The organism is Micromonospora sp. WMMD998 (assembly GCF_029581235.1).
Classification (GTDB): Bacteria; Actinomycetota; Actinomycetes; order Mycobacteriales; family Micromonosporaceae; genus Micromonospora.
On record NZ_CP120740.1, the window covers coordinates 236,589 to 254,553 of the forward strand.

The window sequence follows — 17,965 nt, forward strand, 5'->3', positions numbered from 1 at the left end:
TCATCGAAGGGGTGGACGCGATGAGAGGTGATCTGGACGAGACACTGGCCCGGCTGGCCCGGCGCGAGGAGGCGCAGCGCCGCCGGGCCCCGCTGCCCGGCGAGCCGGACGAGGGGGCCGACCGCGGCCTGACCCTCACCGGGTCCGACCTCTCCGGGTCCCACGTCGGCGGGCCGGACCTCGCCGGCCCGGACGTCAGCGGGCCGGACCTCATCGGGCCCGGCGTCGCCGGCCCGGACCCGGTCGGGCCGGTCGACCCTCGGGCCGGGCACGGCGCGTACCGGCTGCGCGGCGGGGAGACGCCACCGCCGCCCCGGCGGGATCCGGTCGAGGAGGTCGCCGAGGCGCTCCGGCGGGTCGTCGCCGATCACCCGGGGCTCGCCGTGACGGTCCGGGTGGAGCGGGGCAACCAGGCGTACCCGCTACGGGTCTCCTGGGCCGGACCGACGGTCACGGTGGGTCCGGTGCCCGCGCCGAAGCCGCCGCCGGCCTGGCCGATGTCGGTGAAGACGGTGGTCGACCCCGGCCACGACCCGGTCGGGACCGACCCGGCCGCCCGGCTCGCCGAGATGATCCGGCGCGACCCGTCGCTGCTGGAGAACCTCGACCCCCACTGACGAGAGCCGTCGCCACCCCCACGCGCGTCCCGCTCCTCCCGGCACGAATGACGGGGATCGTCAGCGGGTCGGCAGGGCGGAGTCCAGACACATTCGGGCGTGCGTCTTCCCGCCCTCTTCACGCAGTTCGGCGCCGCATCGACGAAGTACGGAGATCGCCCCGGCGTTGTCCGGCGTCGTGTCGGCCACGACCGTGTGCATACCGGCCGCCGCGGCGGCGTGCAGCAACTCCCGCAGCGCGGCGGCGCCCAGGCCCCGGCCTCGCGCCGACCGGCCGAGCCACATCCCGGTCTCCACCGTCCCCGGCTCGTCCCGGCGGGTCATCCGCACCATGCCGACCACCTCACCACCGGACACGATCGCGAACATCAGGGTGCGCGTCGGACCGTCCAGGCCGCCGAAGCTGGCCCGGTGGAAGTCGCGGAAGGCGTCCCGGCGGGCCAGCGACCAGCCGGCCGGGGCGTCCACCGGAGGCATGACATCCTCCGGTTCCGCCTCGGCCGCCGCTACGGAGAGCAACGGCTCCATGTTCCGCTCGTCCACCGGCTCCAGCCGTACCGCACCCGTCACGAGCCGGAGTCTGCCGGCCTCTCCGGCGCGCGTCCACCCCTTTGAGCACTCATTGCCGGTACGGCGGAGCGGGGCGACCGGTCGTACCCCCGGGGCGTTCCGGCTCACGCTGCGTTGTCATCCGACCGGTCCGTTCCCGGGTGAGGGCGCTCACGTCGGAAGGAACCCCGACGCATTCTGACAACTCTGCGTCACCGGCACGGGTCAGTCGGTAGCTTCGGGTTGGACGGACCACGACAGGGGGGTCGACATGTTGGAGCGGTTGCACGAGTCGGGAATCCGCGCGGAGCACGCCTACCTCGCCGGTTTCGTCAGCATCGGGCTCTCGTTCACCAGTTGGTTTCTCTCCAAGAGCCTGGAGCGTGCCGGCATGGCACGGGCGGACCGTTGGGGCATCTTCATCGGCGAGTGGGCGCCGACCTTCTTCGCCATCGGCAACGGGCTGCGCACCTACGAGAAGTGAGACCCGTCAACGCCGCCGGTTACGGGCCCGCGACGAGCGCAGCCGACGCAGCCGGCCGATCAGCAGCGGCTCGGCGGCCAGCGCGGCCGGGTGGTCCAGCAGCGCGTTGAGCAGTTGGTAGTAGCGGGTCGCGGACAGGCCGAACGTGTCCCGGATGGCCTGCTCCTTGGCACCGGCGTGTTTCCACCACCGGGACTCGAAGGTGAGGATCCGCCGCTCCCGCTCGGTCAGCCCGCCGGCGGCGTCCGCCTCAGCGGGTCCGGCCGCGTCGTCGCCGGCGGCGTCCACCCCACCGGCTCCGGGCGGCATGCCACCGGCATCCTCGACCCGGGTCTCATCGCCGGCCTCGACCGGGGTCTCATCGTCGGGCTCGACCGGGGTCCCACCGGCAGGCTCGGACGGGGTACGCGGCGGGGGGACGGCCCTCCGGCGCGTACCCGCAGTCGGTCCGGACGGGTCGGGCCGCTCCCGGGCGGTCCGGTCCGGGGCGTCGGCGGACATGGCGCTCCTCTCCGACGAAGAATGACCGGCGCGGGAGACGCGCCGGCCGAGGGGAACCCCAGCGTAACCAGGGCCGCCCTCGGCCGCATCGCCCCGCACGGTCCGCGCCGCCGTCGCCTGATGACGGCGGCGCGGACAGCGGGTCAGGAGATGTCCCGCCGGCGCATCGTCCAGAACGCGCCGACCAGGGCCGCCGCGGCGCCGACGCCGAACACCACCGCCGACTGCTGCCAGGTCACCACGTACCGGGCCGGCTCGCAGGCGCCCTTGGCGAACTGACAGGTGTCGTAGTCGAACAGCTCAGCCTGCTTCAAGAACCACGACTGGGCGTACGTGGAGAGCACGTAGCGGTCGCCGAACGGCACCGACAACACGCCGACCGCGATCCGGATGCCGATCTCGCTGACCGCGAAGAGCGCCACCGCCGCCCCGAGCGCCATCGCGGTGTGCCGGCCCAGCGAGGCGAGCGCGAAGGCGACCGCGGCGACGACGAGCACCAACGTCACCGCCCGCAGGCCGTCCAGCCCGATCGAGCGCCACACCCCGGCGGTCATCTTCGCGGTGGTGCCGCGGGACGTGCCGATCAGCCAGAACGCCGCCGTCCACAACGCGCCGAGCACGACGCTCAGCCCGAACACGGTGGTGAGCAGCGCGGCCAGCTTGGTGCCGAGCACGGCGAGCCGTTTCGGTCGCCACAGCAGCAGGTTCATCATTCCGCCGGTGTTCCACTCGGCGCCCACGAAGGAGGCGCCGACGATGAACGCGAAGAGCGCCACCGCACCGGCGAAGACGGCGATGAACGTGGGGAACTCGGCCCGGAAGTCGAACTGGTAGGGCAGGTTCCACTTCGGGTCGAACATCTCCGGCTGCGGCTGGTAGTCCTTGCCGCAGTTCGGGCCGTACCGGTCCTCGGTCTGCTCGCCGCGGGCCTGGGCGGCCTCGCACTCGGTCACGGTGCGCTGCCAGTCCTGGAGCGACTGCCGGTACTGGCGGTCGGACTCGGCCTGCGCGGCGGCCACCGTCTGCGGCGAGAGCTTGTGGCTGGAGAAGCTGAACGCGGTGGCCACGGTGGCGAGCCCGAGCACCAGCAGGACGAGCAGCAGCCGGGTGAGCCGGCGCTTGGCGAGCCGGCGCAGCTCGGTGACGAACAGGCTCATGCGCCCCAACCTCCTGCGGTGCCGGTCTGGTCGACCTTGGCGGACTGATCGACCTGACGGTGCTGGCCGGGGACCGGCGCGGTGGCGGTCAGTTCGAGGAAGACGCTCTCCAGGTCGACCGCGACCGGGGTGAGCTCGCTGACATAGAGGCCCTGCTCGGCGAGGAGCCGGCTGACCACCGCCGGCTTGTCCACGCCGGACAGCATCAGGTGGTCGGGCTCGCTGGCGACGCGGATCCCGGAGCGGGTGAGCGTCTCCACGGCCTGGGGCAGGTCGGTGACCGCCTCCAGGCGTACCCGCACGGAGCCCTGGGAGTGCGCCGCGAGCACCTGCTCGACCGGCCCGAACGCGACCCGCCGGCCGAGCGAGATGATGGTGACCGAGTCGCAGATGAGCTGGATCTCGCCCAGGATGTGGCTGGAGAGCACCACGGTCATGCCGGATGCGGCCAGGTCGCGCATCAGCCGGCGCATCTCCCGGATGCCGCCCGGGTCGAGGCCGTTGGCCGGCTCGTCCAGGATCAGCAGCTTGGGCTCCTTGAGCAGCGCGGAGGCGACGGCGAGCCGCTGCTTCATGCCGAGCGAGTAGGTCTTCACCCGCTCCCCGGCCCGGTCGCGCAGCCCGACCAGTTCCAGCACCTCGTCGACCCGCTGCTTCGGCAGCTCGCCGGCCTGGGCGAGCAGGCCGAGCGTGTCCCGCGCGGAGAAGTGCGGGAAGAACTGCGGGCTCTCCACGATGGCGCCGACCTGCCCGGCGACCGCCGGCAGCGCCCGCGGCAGCTCCTGGCCGAGGATGGCCATCCGGCCGCCGTTGGGCCGGATCAGCCCGAGCAGCGTACGCAGCGTGGTGGTCTTGCCCGAACCGTTCGGGCCGAGGAAGCCGTGCACCTGGCCGGCCTCGACCCGCATGTCGAAGCCGTCGAGCGCGTGGCGGACCCCGCGTTTCCGGCTCCGGTACGTCTTACGGAGACCCTCGATCTCCAGGACAGCCGACACAGCTGACCTCCCCCGATAAGTTAGGCGACAGCGACACCATACGCGGTATGCACGCGAAGGCAATACCCGGTATGCAACGTCGGCGTGTTAAGCGGGGGCCCCGCCTATACCGGAGGCGTTAAGCGGGGCCCCCTCCTTACACCTCAGGCGCAGACGACGTGCAGGCCGGCCTCGCGGAACGCCTGCACCAGGCTCGGTGACGCTCCGGAGTCGGTCACGAGCGTCTCCACCCGGTCCACCGAGCAGATCCGGGCGAATGCGTGCCCACCCAGCTTGGACGAGTCGGCGATGACCACGACCCGCTTGGCCCGGGCCACCATGAGGCTGTTCATGGCCGCCTCGCCCTCGTGGTGCGCGGCGGCGCCGAGCTGCGGGTCGATCGCGTCCACGCCGAGCAGCGCGACATCCAGCGTGACCTCACGCAGCAACGCCCCACCCAACGGCCCGACCAGCTCGAACGACTTCGGCCGGACCACGCCGCCGGCCACCACCACCTTCATCCGCGAGCGCACCAGCAGCTCGTTGGCGATGTTCAGCGCGTTGGTGACCACGGTGAGCTGGGCGCCCTCGGCGCTGGTGTTGAGGTCCGGGCGGACCGCCAGGGCGCGGGCCACCTCGGTGCTCGTGGTGCCGCCGTTCAGGCCGACCACCGTGCCCGGGGACACGAGCGCGGCGGCGGCGGCGCCGATCCGCTGCTTCTCCGCCGAGTGCTTGGCGGTCTTGTAACGCAGCGGCAGATCGTAGGAGACGCCGTTGGCGACCGCGCCGCCCCGGGTCCGCGTGATCATCTGTTGCTGGGCGAGCTGGTCGAAGTCCCGCCGGATGGTCGCCTGGGAGACCTCGAGCCGCTCGGCCGCCTCCTCGACGCTGACCCGGCCGCTGTCGGTCAGCATCTCGAGCAGCGCGTTCCAACGCGCGTAGCGGTCCACCGCGGGGGCCTCCCCTGACTGTGCACGTACGGTGATCGGTTGCGTGCACAGTAGTGCGCGAAACTGGGTCTGCGCAAAACCCCGTGCTGCGCGAACGGGGAGACGGTTGCGACGCCCACCTCACTTCGCGCAGAATGACGCGCGAAAGAAGGCCGGATCGCGCCGTATTGCGCAAGGTCTCCCGTGGCGAGGAGTGGTGATGGCGTACGTGCACGCGGAGATCGCGAGCCAACCCGACTGCTGGCGGGAGGCGGCCCGGCTCGCGCCGACGGTCGCCGAGCGCCTGCCGCGCCCCGGTGAGCGGGTCGCCGTGGTCGGTTGCGGCACGTCGTGGTTCATGGCGGAGGCGTACGCCGGACTGCGCGAGACCGCCGGCCAGGGCGAGACCGACGCCTTCCAGGCCAGCGAGTTCCCCACCGGCCGCCGCTACGACCGGCTCATCGCGATCACCCGCTCCGGCACCACCACCGAGGTGCTCGACCTGCTCGCCGCGCTGCGCGGGCAGATCCCCACCACGGTCCTGGTGGGCGACCCGGCCTCGCCCGCCGTCGCCCTGGCCGACGCCACGGTCGCGCTGCCTTTCGCCGACGAGCGCTCCGTCGTGCAGACCCGCTTCGCCACCACCGCGCTGGCCCTGCTCCGCGCCCACCTCGGCGAGGACCTCGGCCGGCTGGCCGCCGACGCCGAGGTGGCCGTCCGGGCCCCGCTGCCGATCGACCCGGCCCGCATCGAGCAGGTCACGTTCCTCGGTCGCGGCTGGACCGTCGGGCTGGCCCAGGAGGCCGCGTTGAAGTGCCGCGAGGCGGCCACGTTCTGGGCCGAGGCGTACCCGGCCATGGACTACCGGCACGGTCCCATCTCGATCGCCGCGCCGGGCCGGCTGGTCTGGGCGTTGGGCGGGATCCCGGACGGGCTCGCCGAGGACGTGGCGGCCACCGGCGCGGCGTTCGTGCACAGCCGCACGCACGGCTGCCGCACCGTGCTGACGAGCTGGGCGGCCGGCCGTACCCCGGTCGACCCGATGGCCGACCTGATCCTCGCCCAGCGCTTCGCGGTCGCGCTGGCCACCAGCCGCGGCCTCGACCCCGACGCGCCCCGCCACCTGACCCGGTCCGTGGTCCTGGCGTGAGGTCGGGCGACGAGGTCGTCGTCGCGCTGGACGTGGGCGGCACCGGGATGAAGTGCGCCCTGGTCCGGCCGGACGGCACGACCGTGCACACCGAACGGCACGCCACCGACGCCCAGCGCGGGCCGGACGCCGTGGTCGGGACGGTCCTCGACGTGGCCGAGGGCCTGGCCACCACCGCCCGCGCCGGCGGTTTCACGCCGGTGGCCTGCGGCATCGCCGTGCCCGGGGTGGTCGACGAGGCCCGCGGGGTGGCGGTCTGGTCGGCGAACGTGGGCTTCCGGGACGTACCGCTGCGGGACCTGGCGGGGGCGCGCCTGCGCCTGCCCGCGGCGCTCGGTCACGACGTGCGGGTGGGTGGCCTGGCCGAGGCCCGGCTCGGCGCCGGCCGGGACGCCGGCCACGTGCTCTTCGTCGCGATCGGCACCGGCATCGCCGCCGCGCACGTGGTCGACGGGTCGGCCGCCGGCGGCGCGCACGGCGCCGCCGGGGAGATCGGACACATTCTGGTACGCCCCGGCGGCCCGCGCTGCGGCTGCGGCCGGGCCGGGTGCCTGGAGGCGGTGGCCTCGGCCTCGGCGATCGGCCGCCGCTACACGGAGCTGGCCGGGACGCCGGCGACCGCCGCCGAGGTGGCCGACCGGGCGGCCGGCGGCGAGCAGCTCGCCGGTGAGATCTGGCGGGAGGCGGTCGAGGCGCTCGCCGACGGGCTCGCCACCGGGCAGGCGCTGTACGACGTGGCTACCGTGGTGATCGGCGGCGGGCTGGCCCAGGCCGGTCCCCGACTGTTCGATCCGCTGCGCGACGCGCTGCGCGAGCGGCTGACGTTCCACCGCGAGCCGCGCCTGGTCGTGGCCGCCCTCGGCGACGAGGCCGGTTGCCTCGGCGCCGCTTTACTGGCCCTGGACACCCTGGCGAAGGAGAGCTGATGACCCGGCGCGTGACCGGCAAGGTGGTGACCCCGACCGGCGTCATCCGGCAGGGCTGCGTGGAGATCCGGGACGGCCGGATCAGCGCGGTCGCCGACTACCCGTCGGTGCGCGACGGACACTGGATCCTGCCCGGCTTCGTGGACATGCACACCCACGGCGGTGGCGGGCACACGTTCACCACCGGCGACCCGTCCTCCGCCCGGCAGGCCGCCGCGTTCCACCTCGGCCACGGCACCACCACGCTGCTGGCCAGCCTGGTCAGCGCCCCGTTCGCGCTGATGCGGGACGCCACCGCCGCGTTCCGGCCACTCGTCGAGTCGGGCGTGCTCGCCGGCCTGCACTTCGAGGGCCCCTACCTGTCCGCCGACCGCTGCGGCGCGCAGAATCCGGAGTTCCTGCGCGACCCGTCCACCGACGAGCTGACCGAGCTGATCGAGCTGGGCGGCGGCGCGGTCCGGATGGTCACGCTCGCCCCCGAGCGGGCGGGCGCCACCGCCGCGATCGAGCTGCTGGTGGCGAACGGTGTGGTGGCGGCCGTCGGGCACACCGACGCCACCTGGGAGCAGACCCGCGCGGCGGTGGCCGCCGGGGCGAGCGTCGGCACCCACCTGTTCAACGGGATGCGCCCGCTGCACCACCGCGAGCCCGGTCCGGTGGTGGCGCTGCTAGAGGCCCCGAACGTGGTGTGCGAGCTGGTCGCCGACGGTGTGCACCTGCACGACGGCATGCTCGGTTTCGCCACCTCGGTCGCCGGGCCGGACCGGGCCGCCCTGGTCACCGACGCGATGGCCGCCGCCGGCATGCCCGACGGCGAGTACGAGCTGGGCGGCCAGGCGGTCACCGTGGCCGGTGGCGAGGCCCGGCTCAGCCGCGGCGGGGCGATCGCCGGCAGCACGCTCACCATGGACGCCGCGCTGCGACACGCGGTCGGCGCGGGCGTCGCGCTGCCCGACGCCGCCCGGATGGCCGCCACCACCCCGGCCCGCGCGCTCGGCCTCGGCGACCGGGTGGGCGCGCTCCAGACCGGCCTGCGCGCCGATCTGGTGGTGCTCGACGACGACCTGAACGTGGTCCGGGTGATGCGCGCCGGCGAGTGGGTGGAGTGAGCCGGGCGGGTCAGCCGGCGGCGGGGACGTCGACGCCGAGCACGGCCTGCTCGTCCGGGCGGTGCACCAGGACGTCCGCCAGATAGGAGTGCACCGCCCGGCGCATCCCCACGTCCCGGCCGGCCTGCTCGGAGAGCAGCCACTTGTGCTCGATGATCTGGGCGAACAGCTCCTGCGGCTCCAGCTTGCGGCGCAGGTGCGCCGGCACCGCCCGGACCACCGGCTCGAACACCTCGGTGAGCCAGCGGTGCGCCGCCTGCTGCTCGTCGGTCAGGTCGCTCTCCACCCGGTAGGCGTCCAGGTCGTTGAGGAGCTTGCGGGCCTGGTTCTCCTCGGCGTCCAGACCGGTCAGCCGCAGCAGCCGCCGGGTGTGGTAGCCGGCGTCGACCACCTTGGGCCGCACCAGGTAACGCCCGTTGTCGACGGTCGACAGCGCCACCTCGGCCACGTCGAAGCCCAGCTCGTTGAGGCGGCGGATGCGGGTCTCGATGTCGTGCCGGGCAGCGCGCTCGACCTGCTGCTCGTAGGTGATCTCGTGCCAGAGCTGCTCGTAGCGGCGCACCACCTCCTCGCAGACCACCTCCGGGTCGATCGACTCGTGCAGCAGGCCGGCGGCCTGGAGGTCGAGCGCCTCGCCGAAGATGTTCACCCGGGCGATCTCCAGGTCCTCGCCGCGCTGGCCGTTGGAGAGCGACGGGTGCAACGCCCCGGTCTCGGCGTCCACCAGGTAGGCGGCGAACGCGCCCGCGTCCCGCCGGAACAGCGTGTTCGACAGCGAGCAGTCGCCCCAGAAGAAACCGGTCAGGTGCATCCGGACGATCAGTGCGGCCAGCGCGTCCAGCAGCCGGTTCATCGTCTCCGGGCGCAGCGTGTTGGAGAACAGCGCGCGGTAGGGCAGGGAGAACTGAAGGTGGCGGGTGATCAGCACCGGGTCCAGCGGCTCGCCGTCGTCGGTCTGCCGGTCGGCCACGATCGCGATCGCCTCGACCGACGGGAAGTCGATCCGCTCCAGCGCCCGCAGCAGGTCGTACTCGCGCTCGGCGACCCGCTCCCCGGTCTCCTTCACCGCGTAGACGAAGCCGCCGAGCCGGACGAACCGGACGATGTGCCGGGAGATGCCCTGGGGTAGCGCCACCAGGTGCTCGGCAGGCCACTCGGCCAGCGGAGTCGACCAGGGAAGGTCGAGCAGCGCCGGGTCGACGAGGGCCGAAGTGATCCGCACGGCCACCAGTGTGACCGGTGACCGCCGCAGAACGCCTCCCTTCGTGGCTCGGCACACAACCGCCGCCGCCCCGGCCGCCGTCGGCGGCCGGTAGCGTGTGCGCGTGCGTCAGACCTCAGGGGTACGCCGCGACCTGCGGCTGCGGCCCGTCCGGCCGGCCGGGTGGTGGTGCGACGGGCTGCTGCTCGCCGCACTCGTGGCGCTGACCGTGACACTTGCCGCAGGGCACCTGTTCGGGCTCGACGCGGCCGTCGCCGACTGGTCCGCCGCGCACCGGCCGACCGCCGCCCGCTGGGTCGCGATGGCGTTCAACCTGCTCGGCCAGGGCACCCCGCTGACGCTGCTGGCGGCCGGGCTGGGCGTGCTGCTGGCGCTGCGGCTGCGCTCGGTGCGGGCGGTCCTGCCGCCGGTGGCCGCGTTCGTGCTGACGTTCTTCACGATCGGTCCGCTGAAGGTGTGGACCGCCCGACCGGCGCCGAGCGCCAGCGTGAAGGAGCCGTTCCTGCCACCCGAGCAGACGCTGCCGCTGTTCCAGCACGAACTGCCGGTGCGCTTCGCGCAGTCGTACCCGTCCGGGCACGTGGCCAACGCGATCGTCTGGTACGGCGTGCTCGCCCTGCTGCTGGCCCCGCTGCTGCGTACGGTCGGCCGGGTCGTCCCGCCCCGGCTGGTCACCGTGATCCGGGTGGCGCCCCCGGCGATCGTCTTCTGCACCACCGTCTACCTTGGCTGGCACTGGCTCACCGACTCGATCGCCGGGTTGCTGCTCGGCCTGCTGCTGGACCGGCTGCTGCGCCGGGTGCCCTGGGACGACCTGCCGCTGCCCCGGCGGCTCGGCGAGTGGGCGCGGCCGGTGGTCCGGTCCGTCCCGGACTGAACAGCGGCCGACCGGCCGGGCGCCGCCCCGCCGGCCGCAGGGCGGCACCGGCCGTTCACCCCGAGCCCCTAGGCTGCCTCTGTGGAACGGCTGGCGCGGCGACTCGGCGTACCCGATGCGGTCGTCATCGGTCTGGGCTCGATGCTCGGCGCGGGCGTCTTCGTGGTCTTCGCCCCGGCCGCGGCGGCGGCCGGCGGCGCCGGCCTGCTGGTTGCGCTCGCGCTGGCCGGCTTCATCGCGTTCTGCAACGCCACCAGCTCGGCGCGGCTCGCCGCCCGCTACCCGGAGTCCGGCGGCACCTACGTCTACGGCCGGGAACGGCTGCACCCGTTCGCCGGTTTCGTCGCCGGGTGGGGGTTCGTGGTCGGCAAGACGGCGAGCTGCGCGGCGATGGCGCTGACCATCGGGGCCTACCTGTGGCCGGGGCGGGCGCGGCTCGTCGCGGTCCTCGTGGTGGTGGCGGTGACCGCGGTGAACCTGCGCGGCATCGGCAAGACCGCGACCGCCACCCGGGTGCTCGTCGCGGTGGTGCTCACCGTGCTGGTCGTGGTGGCGGTGACCGGCGCGCCGCACGTCGCGGCCGACCGGCTCACCGGTCTCGCCGACGTCGGGACGCACGGCGTACTCACCGCCGCCGGCCTGCTCTTCTTCGCCTTCGCCGGCTACGCGCGGATCGCCACGCTCGGCGAGGAGGTCCGCGACCCGCAGCGCACCATCGGACGCGCGGTGCCGCTGGCGCTCGGCGCGGTGCTGGCGATCTACCTGACGCTTGCCGTGGTCGCGCTCGGCGTGCTCGGCTCCGGCCGGCTCGCCGCCTCGACGGCCCCGCTCGTCGACGTGGTGACCGCGGCCGGCCGGCCCGGACTGGCCTTACTGGTGCGGGCCGGGGCCGCCGTCGCGGTGACCGGGGTGCTGCTCTCCCTGCTCGCCGGCGTCGGGCGCACCACGCTGGCGATGGCCCGACACCGGGACCTGCCGGGCGCGCTGGCCGCCGTGCACCCGCGCCACCGGGTGCCGCACCGCGCCGAGCTGGCCGTGGCCGCCGTGGTGATCGTGGTGGTGGCGCTGGCCGACGTCCGGGGCGCGATCGGCTTCTCCAGTTTCACCGTGCTCGTCTACTACGCGATCACCAACGCCTCGGCGTTGACGCTCGGCCCGTCGCTGCTCGCCGCGTCGGGGCTGGTCGGTTGCCTGGTACTCGCGGTCAGCCTGCCGCTGCCAAGCGTGCTCGCCGGCTGCGGCGTGCTCGCCCTCGGCACCGCCTGGTACGCCGTCCGCCACACCGCCCGCGCGACCTGACCCTGCTCACTCGGTCGCGCGTGGATGGCCGGTGCCCGCATAGGTGAGCCACAACGTGCGGCGCTCGTCGTCGATCAGATACCAGATCCGGCCGCCGCCGGTCACCTCGTACTGCCAGCGTTCCAGGGCTTGACCCTTCCAGTGGCTGGTCGCCAACAAGCCCTTGAGTCGGTGATGACGGTCGGGGTTCGCCATCGATCGCGGGTCCGCTCGCAGCGCTTCGAACGCCCGGCGCAGGTTCGTCGGCACCTGCCGGACCAGATGCTCCCAGCCCTCTGCAGCGGCCGAGTCGGCGAAGCGCAGTTCGTACTCGCCCCCGACGGCCGGCGGCGCCGCCCGATCGCCCCGTTTCGGGCTCACGGCTGCGCGTCCGGCGCGGGCACCGGACCGAAGTCTCCGCTGGGCTCCCGGCCGACGTGCTCGAGCAGGACGGGATCGGCGTGCACCTCGGCAGTGTGCCGCCACTGGGTCAGCAGGACCGCGACGGGCGACAGATTCTCCAGCGAGGCGGCACCCTGCGCGACCGTGGTCAGCTCAGCTAGCAACTGGTCGACGTCCTCGTCGGGCAGGAAGGCGACCCAGGGCAGGGCCTCGCCCAATACTCGACGGACGGCCGCCAACGGCCCGGTACGAACCATGCCGGCCAGTAGTCGGGCGGTGAAATCGACGACGACCGCGTCCCGTTCCAACTGGTCGGCGCGGGTCAATGCCAGGTCACCGGCACCCCGACGGCGCAACCGCAGGGCGCGCACCTTTTCCAGCCGGTCCGCCGTGGCGGCCGGATGGTGGAGGAATTCGCTGAACGGAAGCTCTTCATAGACCGCACCCATGACTTCCACACTACCTTGGAACTGGCGCCGGTGGGTTACTCATCGGATTGGCGGGGAAACGGCGCGGCGGGCGGTCCGGGGGTGGTCTCCCGCAGCAGGGCGGTCAGCCCGGCCCGCCGGGCCACCACGGTCAACCGGTCGCCGGCGCGCAACACCACGCGCGGGTCGACCGACCAGTCGGCCTTCTGCCCGGTGCGGGTGTGCGCGAGCAGGCGCACCTCGCCCGGACGGGCGACCGCGCCGAGCGGACGACCGTCAAGCGGCGAGTCGGCCACCACCGGCACCTCGGTGACCAGCAGCGCGTGCCGGTCGACCGGGATGGTGGCAATCACCGCGCGGTCCAGCAGAGCCGCCGCGAACGACGGCGCGGCCAGGTAGGACACGCTGCGCGAGATGCCGATCCCGAACGCCTGCTGGATCCGCTCGGCGAAGTCGCCGTCGAACAACCGCAGCACCACCCGCAGGTCCGGGTCGAGGGAACGGGCGATGAGCGCGGCGCGCAGGTTCGCCCCGTCGTCGGTGGAAACCACCACGAGCGCCTGGCTGGTGTCGACCGAGGCGGAGCGGAGCGTCTCCTCCAGGCCGGCGTCGGCGACGATCACCGGCACCCCCAGCCGGTGCGCCAACGCGGCGCCCCGCGCGTCGGGGTTCTTGTCGATCGCCACCACCTCGACGCCGAAGTCGTGCAGTTGGGCCATCACCCGGGTGCCGATGTTGCCCAGCCCGACCACCACCACGTGCCCGGATCGGTCGGGTTGGATCCGGCCGGAGTGCAGGGCCAGCCGGGCGTTGACGATGCCGTCGACCACGGCGGCGGTGATCAGCGGGATCAACGCCAGCCCGGCCAGGTTGAGCACCACCTGCATCACCTGGGCGGCGGCCGGCTTGTTGACGTCCGGATCCTGCCCGCTGAGCGTGGTGACCAGAGTGAGGTAGAGCGCCTCGCCCCAGGTGACGCCGGCCGCCCGGGCGTTCAACCAGCCGAGCACCGCGATCACCCCCAGCAGCACCAGCACCGCTATGCCGATCTTGCGGGTGGCGAAGCTGCGGGCCGCCCGGAGCACCACCGCCACCGGCTGGCGGCGCCGCCGGGCCCGCACCAGCCGACGGGCGGCCAGCTCGGCGCCCGCCGGCCGGCCGGTCGCCTCGGCCAGCACCACGTCGGCCGCGGCCTCGTCGGCGGGCAGCACCCGGACCAGCTCCGGGTCGGTCGTGACGGCCAGGCCGCAGACCACGTCCTGCGGGCGTACGTCGGCACGACGGGCCACGTAGAGCGTGCGACCGGCGTGCCGGAAGTGGGTCGGCGCCAACTCGCCGAGCGCGGCGGCGACGAAGGCGGGAGCGGCCATCGAGGCGTCGGAGATGACCGCCGAATCGGGGAAGAGCTGACGCAGCCCGTCGGCCAGGTTGGTGTTGTACATCCGCACCACCAGGCGCAGCCGGGGCTCGACCGCCTGGGCGCAGAGGGCGGCGTGCATGTTGCCCACGTCGTCCTGGTGCAGCAGGGCCAGCCCGTCCGCGTCGACCAGCCCGGCCCGCCGGAACGTGGCCTCGTCGAGCCGGTCCGCCGTCACCACGCGGACCCCCGGCACGTCCCGCCCGTCCGGGCCGTCGGAGCGGCGGCGTTCCGGCACCACCAGCGTGACCCGGACCTGACCGGCGGTCGGATCGGTGGCGAGCAGCGCCCGCACCACCCAGTAGGCGAGCGGGTCGGAGCCGCAGACCACGTAGTGGGGCCGCTCGTCGCCGTTCGGCCGGAACCGCCACCCGGTCGCACGACGCGCGCGGTCGCGCAGGGGCTCGGCCATGCCCGGATCGTAGTCAGCCGCTCGCGGCCGACGCAGCCCCCGATCTTGAACGCATGTCGCGGCCGGGCGCGGGTAGAGCAGCGCCATGCAGACGTTCCTGCCCTATCCGGACTTCCTGGCCAGCGCCCGGACGCTGGACCAGAAGCGGCTGGGCAAGCAGCGCGTGGAGGCCATCCAGGTGCTGCGCGGGCTGACCCGGCCGGACTACGGGTGGCGCAACCATCCCGCGGTGAAGATGTGGGCCGGGTACGAGGAGGCGCTGACCCGCTACGGGCTGGACATGTGCGCGGTGTGGTGCGAACCGGGCCGGGCCGACACCTGCGCCGCCACGCTCGCCACCGACCTCGCCGCGGCCTGCGGCGTCACGACGATCCGGACCCAGGACGAGCTGGCCGTCACCGGTGACCTACCGCCCTGGCTGGGCCGCGACGACCTGCATCGCAGCCACCGTTCGTCCCTGCTGCGCAAGGACCCCACCCACTACACCCCCCTCTTCCCCGACACCCCCCTGAACCTGGAGTACGTATGGCCCCCCTCCGACCGCCCCCGCCACTGCCTGCCGTGAAAGGCGGGGGCCCCGCTTAACGCATTCGGTAGAGGAAGGGGCCCCGCTTAACACCCGCAGCCGGCGCGGGGCACCGCACGCGCCGGGCGGGCGCCGCGCCCGACGCGCAGGCGCCGCACCTGTTAAGCGGGGGCCCCGGCACATCCGTATGCGTTAACAAGGGGCCCCTCCTTACACCTGAGGCAGACTGGGGGGACTGGGGAGCGGAGGGTGGGGCGTGGGGCTGTCGCAGCGGGTTGGTCGGCTCATCGGCGTACGCGAGCACGTGGTGGACCCGGGCGGCGGTGGCGCGGACCGCGTGCCGCGACCGGCGTCGGCGCTCGTGGTGGGCGGCGGCATCGCCGGCTTGTCGGCGGCGGTGGTGCTGGCCGAACGCGGGGTGGCGGTGACCGTGCTGGAGGCCGCGCCGCACCTCGGCGGCCGGCTCGGGGCCTGGCCGGAGGCGCTGCCGGACGGTGTGCAGCGCAACGAGCACGGGTTTCACGCGTTCTTCCGGCAGTACTGGAACTGGCGGTCGATCCTGCGCCGGGCCGACCCGACGTTGGGTTTCCTCAAACCGGTCCCGGGCTATCCGATCCTGTCCGCGCAGTGGCCGACGGAGGAGTTCGGCAAGCTGCCGCCGGCCCCGCCGGCCAACCTGCTGGCGTTGCTGCTGCGCAGCCCGAGCGTGCGCCTGGCCGACCTCCGTGCGATGGACCGGGACGCGGCGCTGCCGTTGCTCGCCTACGACCCGGTGCGCACCTACGCGGAGTTCGACGAGCGGACCGCGGACGAGTTGCTCGCCTCGTTGCGCCTGCCGGACCGGGCGCGGGCGATGCTGTTCGAGGTCTTCTCGCACTCGTTCTTCAACCACGAGGCGGAGATGTCGGCCGCCGAGATGATCGCCCAGTTCCACTTCTATCTGCTCGGCAACCCGGAGGGCCTGGCGTTCGACTGCCCGGACGAGGACTACGCGACCGCGATCTGGGAGCCGCTGACCCGGCACGTGGAGAAGCACGGCGGCCGGGTGCTCACCGGCTCGCCGGCCGGGCGGCTGGACCGTACCCCGGGCGGCTGGCGGGTGACCGGCGCGGACGGTGACTCCTGGGCGGCCGGGCACGTGGTGCTCGCGGTCGACCCGCCGGCGCTCGCCGCGCTGGTCGCGGCCTCCCCCGGCCTGGTCGCGGCGGCGCCCGAGCTGGTGGGGCGGATGCCCGCGTTCGGCCGGCCCGGCCCGCCGTACGCGGTGGCGCGCTACTGGATGGACGGCGACGTCCGGCCGGAGCGGGCGGTGTTCAGCGGGGTGTCCCGGCAGCCCACGCTGGACTCGGTGACGCTCTACCACCGGCTGGAGGCGGAGCCGCGCCGCTGGGCGGAGCGCACCGGCGGCTCGGTGGTGGAGCTGCACGCGTACGCCTGCGAGCCGGACGTGCCGGCCGACGAGTTGGCCGCGCGGATGCTGCGGGAGCTGACCGTGCTCTGGCCGGAGGTCGCCGACCTGCGGGTCCGCGAGCTGCGCGCCCGGGTGGAGGCGCAGGCCCCGGCGTTCACCCCGGGCAGCCACGCCGGCCGGCCCGGGGTACGCACCGACGCCGAGGGGCTCTACCTGGCCGGGGACGGGATCCGCACCGGGTTCCCGAGCGCGTTGATGGAGCGTTCGGCGGCCACCGGGATCATCGCGGCGAACCACATCCTGCGGGCCGAGGGGGCGGCGGCCGAACCGGTCCGCTCGGTCCGCCCGCGTGGTCTGCTGGCCGGCCGTTCCCGATGATCCGTCGGTAGGCGGCGGCGCCCGGATCGACCGTCCGCTGACCGCCGCCGAGCGGGAAGGGCAGGGCCGGGTCGGGCCGGGTCGGGTCGGGTCGGGTCGGGTCGGCAGCCACCGTCCGACGGTGGATCGAAATACGTTGCTCGCGTTTCCACCGTCGATCTACCGTGAGCGCGCAAGGTCAACCACGCTCCGGGAGCTGTCCGTGTCGCTGCGATCCGCCACCACGATGCCGTCGTGGCTGTCCGGCGCCGGCGGCCCATGGTCCGGGAGGCGCGACTGACGCGCGCCCGCGCGTACCCGTCGCGCCGTCCGGTCCCCGTGGACCGGGCGGCTTTTTCGTACCGCCGATCGGGAAGGGAGAGCCCGGTGGACGCCGTCCTCGTCATCAACGCCGACCTCGGCCCGCTGCACCGGGTCACCGTCGAGCACGCGATCCGGATGCTCTGCCGCCGGGTCGCCGAGATCCACGAGGCCGAGCCGGATCGGCTGATCGGCGTCTTTCCGCTGCCGCGGGTGGTCCGCCTCGTCCGGTACGTGGTGACGCGCTGGCGGTTCCGCGCCGGCCCGGCCTGGTCCCGCGCCGGGGTGCTGGCGCGCGACGGTCGGCGGTGCGCCTACTGCGACGGCCCGGCCGGCACGATCGACCACGTCCTGCCCCGCTCGCGCGGTGGCCGGAACACCTGGGGGAACACCACCGCCGCCTGCTACGGCTGCAACCAGCGCAAGGGCGACCGGACCCCGGCCGAGGCGGGCATGCCGCTTCGGCGGGAGCCGGCCACGCCGAGCTGGGTCGCGCTGGCGCGGTGACGGACGGCCGGCGGGCACAGGGGGCGGTGCCGGGGGTACGCCTCCAGCGCGGCGCCCGCCGGCCCCCGCCCCCGATCTTGGTACGGATTCGCCCTCCCCCGGGGCGCTCTCGTACCAAGATCGAGGGGCGTGCGGTACGCGGCGATCGGGGATCGTTCCGGAAGTGGCCGGCGTTGCGTGCCCGGTTCACGGCCAAGTGCCGCACCCAGCCCAGGAACCTGCCGTACATCGCCACGCCGTCCGGCGGCTGGGCATTCAGCCGGGTCAGGTCGGCGATTGCCTCATGCAGCAGCTCGGCCATGTCGACGGCCAACCATTTCGGTTCGCCGGCGTACTGCGCAACCAACTCCAGCCGGGCCGGCCCGCAGGGCCACGGGTTGGCGCAGGCCGCACAGAACCAGAGCGGCTTGA

At 74.0% G+C, this 17,965-nt stretch carries 19 protein-coding genes; 10 read left to right on the forward strand and 9 right to left on the reverse strand.

Going from position 1 to position 17,965, the window contains the following annotated elements; genetic code table 11:
• The first annotated feature begins 20 nt into the window (after positions 1–20).
• Entirely contained in the window at positions 21–617 is a 597-nt protein-coding gene (locus O7619_RS01150) for a hypothetical protein (RefSeq protein ID WP_282285124.1), read from the forward strand.
• A gap of 60 nt (positions 618–677) precedes the next feature.
• On the opposite strand, the gene O7619_RS01155 is transcribed toward O7619_RS01150, so the two are convergent.
• The gene (locus O7619_RS01155) at positions 678–1,187 is read right to left on the reverse strand and encodes a GNAT family N-acetyltransferase (RefSeq protein WP_282285125.1); all 510 of its coding nucleotides are present in this window, start codon (positions 1,185–1,187) and stop codon (positions 678–680) included.
• A gap of 250 nt (positions 1,188–1,437) precedes the next feature.
• On the opposite strand from O7619_RS01155, the gene O7619_RS01160 reads away from it, so the two are divergent.
• Positions 1,438–1,650, forward strand: coding sequence for a hypothetical protein (locus O7619_RS01160; RefSeq protein WP_281586375.1), 213 nt, complete (start codon positions 1,438–1,440; stop codon positions 1,648–1,650).
• A 6-nt stretch (positions 1,651–1,656) separates the two neighbouring features.
• On the opposite strand, the gene O7619_RS01165 is transcribed toward O7619_RS01160, so the two are convergent.
• The 4 genes from O7619_RS01165 to O7619_RS01180 form a co-directional block, all read right to left on the reverse strand.
• The gene (locus O7619_RS01165; protein ID WP_282285127.1) at positions 1,657–2,151 is read right to left on the reverse strand and encodes a DUF3263 domain-containing protein; all 495 of its coding nucleotides are present in this window, start codon (positions 2,149–2,151) and stop codon (positions 1,657–1,659) included.
• A 143-nt stretch (positions 2,152–2,294) separates the two neighbouring features.
• Entirely contained in the window at positions 2,295–3,308 is a 1,014-nt protein-coding gene (locus tag O7619_RS01170) for an ABC transporter permease subunit (protein ID WP_282285128.1), read from the reverse strand.
• On the reverse strand, positions 3,305–4,303 hold the full coding sequence (locus O7619_RS01175; RefSeq protein ID WP_282285129.1) for an ATP-binding cassette domain-containing protein: 999 nt from the start codon (positions 4,301–4,303) through the stop codon (positions 3,305–3,307). The genes O7619_RS01170 and O7619_RS01175 overlap by 4 nt, the downstream gene beginning before the upstream one ends.
• A 143-nt stretch (positions 4,304–4,446) precedes the next feature.
• Positions 4,447–5,232, reverse strand: coding sequence for a DeoR/GlpR family DNA-binding transcription regulator (locus O7619_RS01180; protein ID WP_281586372.1), 786 nt, complete (start codon positions 5,230–5,232; stop codon positions 4,447–4,449).
• A gap of 199 nt (positions 5,233–5,431) precedes the next feature.
• On the opposite strand from O7619_RS01180, the gene O7619_RS01185 reads away from it, so the two are divergent.
• From O7619_RS01185 to nagA, 3 genes are read left to right on the forward strand one after another with little or no spacing between them, the layout of a single operon-like run.
• Positions 5,432–6,361 carry a sugar isomerase gene (locus O7619_RS01185; RefSeq protein ID WP_282285130.1) on the forward strand — a complete coding sequence of 310 codons (930 nt, stop codon included), beginning with the start codon at positions 5,432–5,434 and terminating at the stop codon, positions 6,359–6,361.
• The gene (locus O7619_RS01190) at positions 6,358–7,287 is read left to right on the forward strand and encodes an ROK family protein (RefSeq protein WP_282285131.1); all 930 of its coding nucleotides are present in this window, start codon (positions 6,358–6,360) and stop codon (positions 7,285–7,287) included. The genes O7619_RS01185 and O7619_RS01190 overlap by 4 nt, the downstream gene beginning before the upstream one ends.
• Positions 7,287–8,396 (forward strand): N-acetylglucosamine-6-phosphate deacetylase, encoded by a 1,110-nt coding sequence (gene nagA / locus O7619_RS01195; protein ID WP_282285132.1) that lies wholly within the window; start codon positions 7,287–7,289, stop codon positions 8,394–8,396. Before O7619_RS01190 ends, nagA begins: the two co-directional genes overlap by 1 nt.
• 10 nt (positions 8,397–8,406) lie before the next feature.
• On the opposite strand, the gene O7619_RS01200 is transcribed toward nagA, so the two are convergent.
• On the reverse strand, positions 8,407–9,618 hold the full coding sequence (locus tag O7619_RS01200) for a DUF4032 domain-containing protein (RefSeq protein WP_282285133.1): 1,212 nt from the start codon (positions 9,616–9,618) through the stop codon (positions 8,407–8,409).
• A 103-nt stretch (positions 9,619–9,721) separates the two neighbouring features.
• Between O7619_RS01200 and O7619_RS01205 the strand changes: the two genes are divergently transcribed.
• Together O7619_RS01205 and O7619_RS01210 are read left to right on the forward strand one after the other, a co-directional pair.
• On the forward strand, positions 9,722–10,495 hold the full coding sequence (locus tag O7619_RS01205) for a phosphatase PAP2 family protein (protein ID WP_282285134.1): 774 nt from the start codon (positions 9,722–9,724) through the stop codon (positions 10,493–10,495).
• A gap of 81 nt (positions 10,496–10,576) precedes the next feature.
• Positions 10,577–11,794, forward strand: coding sequence for an APC family permease (locus tag O7619_RS01210; protein WP_282285135.1), 1,218 nt, complete (start codon positions 10,577–10,579; stop codon positions 11,792–11,794).
• Between the two features lie 6 nt (positions 11,795–11,800).
• Here O7619_RS01210 and O7619_RS01215 read toward each other — a convergent pair whose 3' ends face one another.
• The 3 genes from O7619_RS01215 to O7619_RS01225 are packed head-to-tail and all read right to left on the reverse strand — an operon-like array spanning position 11,801 to position 14,432.
• Positions 11,801–12,154, reverse strand: a complete 354-nt coding sequence (locus tag O7619_RS01215; RefSeq protein WP_282285136.1) for a hypothetical protein — start codon at positions 12,152–12,154, stop codon at positions 11,801–11,803.
• Complete coding sequence (locus O7619_RS01220; protein WP_282285137.1) at positions 12,151–12,624, reverse strand: hypothetical protein; 474 nt, start codon at positions 12,622–12,624, stop codon at positions 12,151–12,153. The genes O7619_RS01215 and O7619_RS01220 overlap by 4 nt, the downstream gene beginning before the upstream one ends.
• Positions 12,625–12,659: 35 nt before the next feature.
• Entirely contained in the window at positions 12,660–14,432 is a 1,773-nt protein-coding gene (locus O7619_RS01225; protein ID WP_282285138.1) for an NAD-binding protein, read from the reverse strand.
• An 85-nt stretch (positions 14,433–14,517) separates the two neighbouring features.
• On the opposite strand from O7619_RS01225, the gene O7619_RS01230 reads away from it, so the two are divergent.
• The 3 genes from O7619_RS01230 (at position 14,518) to O7619_RS01240 (ending at position 17,554) form a co-directional block, all read left to right on the forward strand.
• Positions 14,518–14,997 (forward strand): MSMEG_6728 family protein, encoded by a 480-nt coding sequence (locus O7619_RS01230; protein ID WP_282285139.1) that lies wholly within the window; start codon positions 14,518–14,520, stop codon positions 14,995–14,997.
• A gap of 217 nt (positions 14,998–15,214) precedes the next feature.
• The gene (locus O7619_RS01235; protein WP_282285141.1) at positions 15,215–16,747 is read left to right on the forward strand and encodes an FAD-dependent oxidoreductase; all 1,533 of its coding nucleotides are present in this window, start codon (positions 15,215–15,217) and stop codon (positions 16,745–16,747) included.
• A 366-nt stretch (positions 16,748–17,113) separates the two neighbouring features.
• Positions 17,114–17,554 (forward strand): HNH endonuclease, encoded by a 441-nt coding sequence (locus O7619_RS01240; RefSeq protein ID WP_282285143.1) that lies wholly within the window; start codon positions 17,114–17,116, stop codon positions 17,552–17,554.
• Positions 17,555–17,965 lie beyond the last annotated feature (411 nt).

Excerpts from the sequence above, each read along its gene's own strand:
- O7619_RS01160 (WP_281586375.1), top strand. The coding sequence starts at position 1,438 with ATGTTGGAGCGGTTGCACGAGTCGGGAATCCGCGCGGAGCACGCCTAC.
- O7619_RS01165 (WP_282285127.1), bottom strand. The coding sequence starts at position 2,151 with ATGTCCGCCGACGCCCCGGACCGGACCGCCCGGGAGCGGCCCGACCCG.
- O7619_RS01230 (WP_282285139.1), top strand. The coding sequence starts at position 14,518 with ATGCAGACGTTCCTGCCCTATCCGGACTTCCTGGCCAGCGCCCGGACG.
- O7619_RS01185 (WP_282285130.1), top strand. The coding sequence starts at position 5,432 with ATGGCGTACGTGCACGCGGAGATCGCGAGCCAACCCGACTGCTGGCGG.
- nagA (WP_282285132.1), top strand. The coding sequence starts at position 7,287 with ATGACCCGGCGCGTGACCGGCAAGGTGGTGACCCCGACCGGCGTCATC.
- O7619_RS01225 (WP_282285138.1), bottom strand. The coding sequence starts at position 14,432 with ATGGCCGAGCCCCTGCGCGACCGCGCGCGTCGTGCGACCGGGTGGCGG.
- O7619_RS01170 (WP_282285128.1), bottom strand. The coding sequence starts at position 3,308 with ATGAGCCTGTTCGTCACCGAGCTGCGCCGGCTCGCCAAGCGCCGGCTC.
- O7619_RS01150 (WP_282285124.1), top strand. The coding sequence starts at position 21 with ATGAGAGGTGATCTGGACGAGACACTGGCCCGGCTGGCCCGGCGCGAG.
- O7619_RS01220 (WP_282285137.1), bottom strand. The coding sequence starts at position 12,624 with ATGGGTGCGGTCTATGAAGAGCTTCCGTTCAGCGAATTCCTCCACCAT.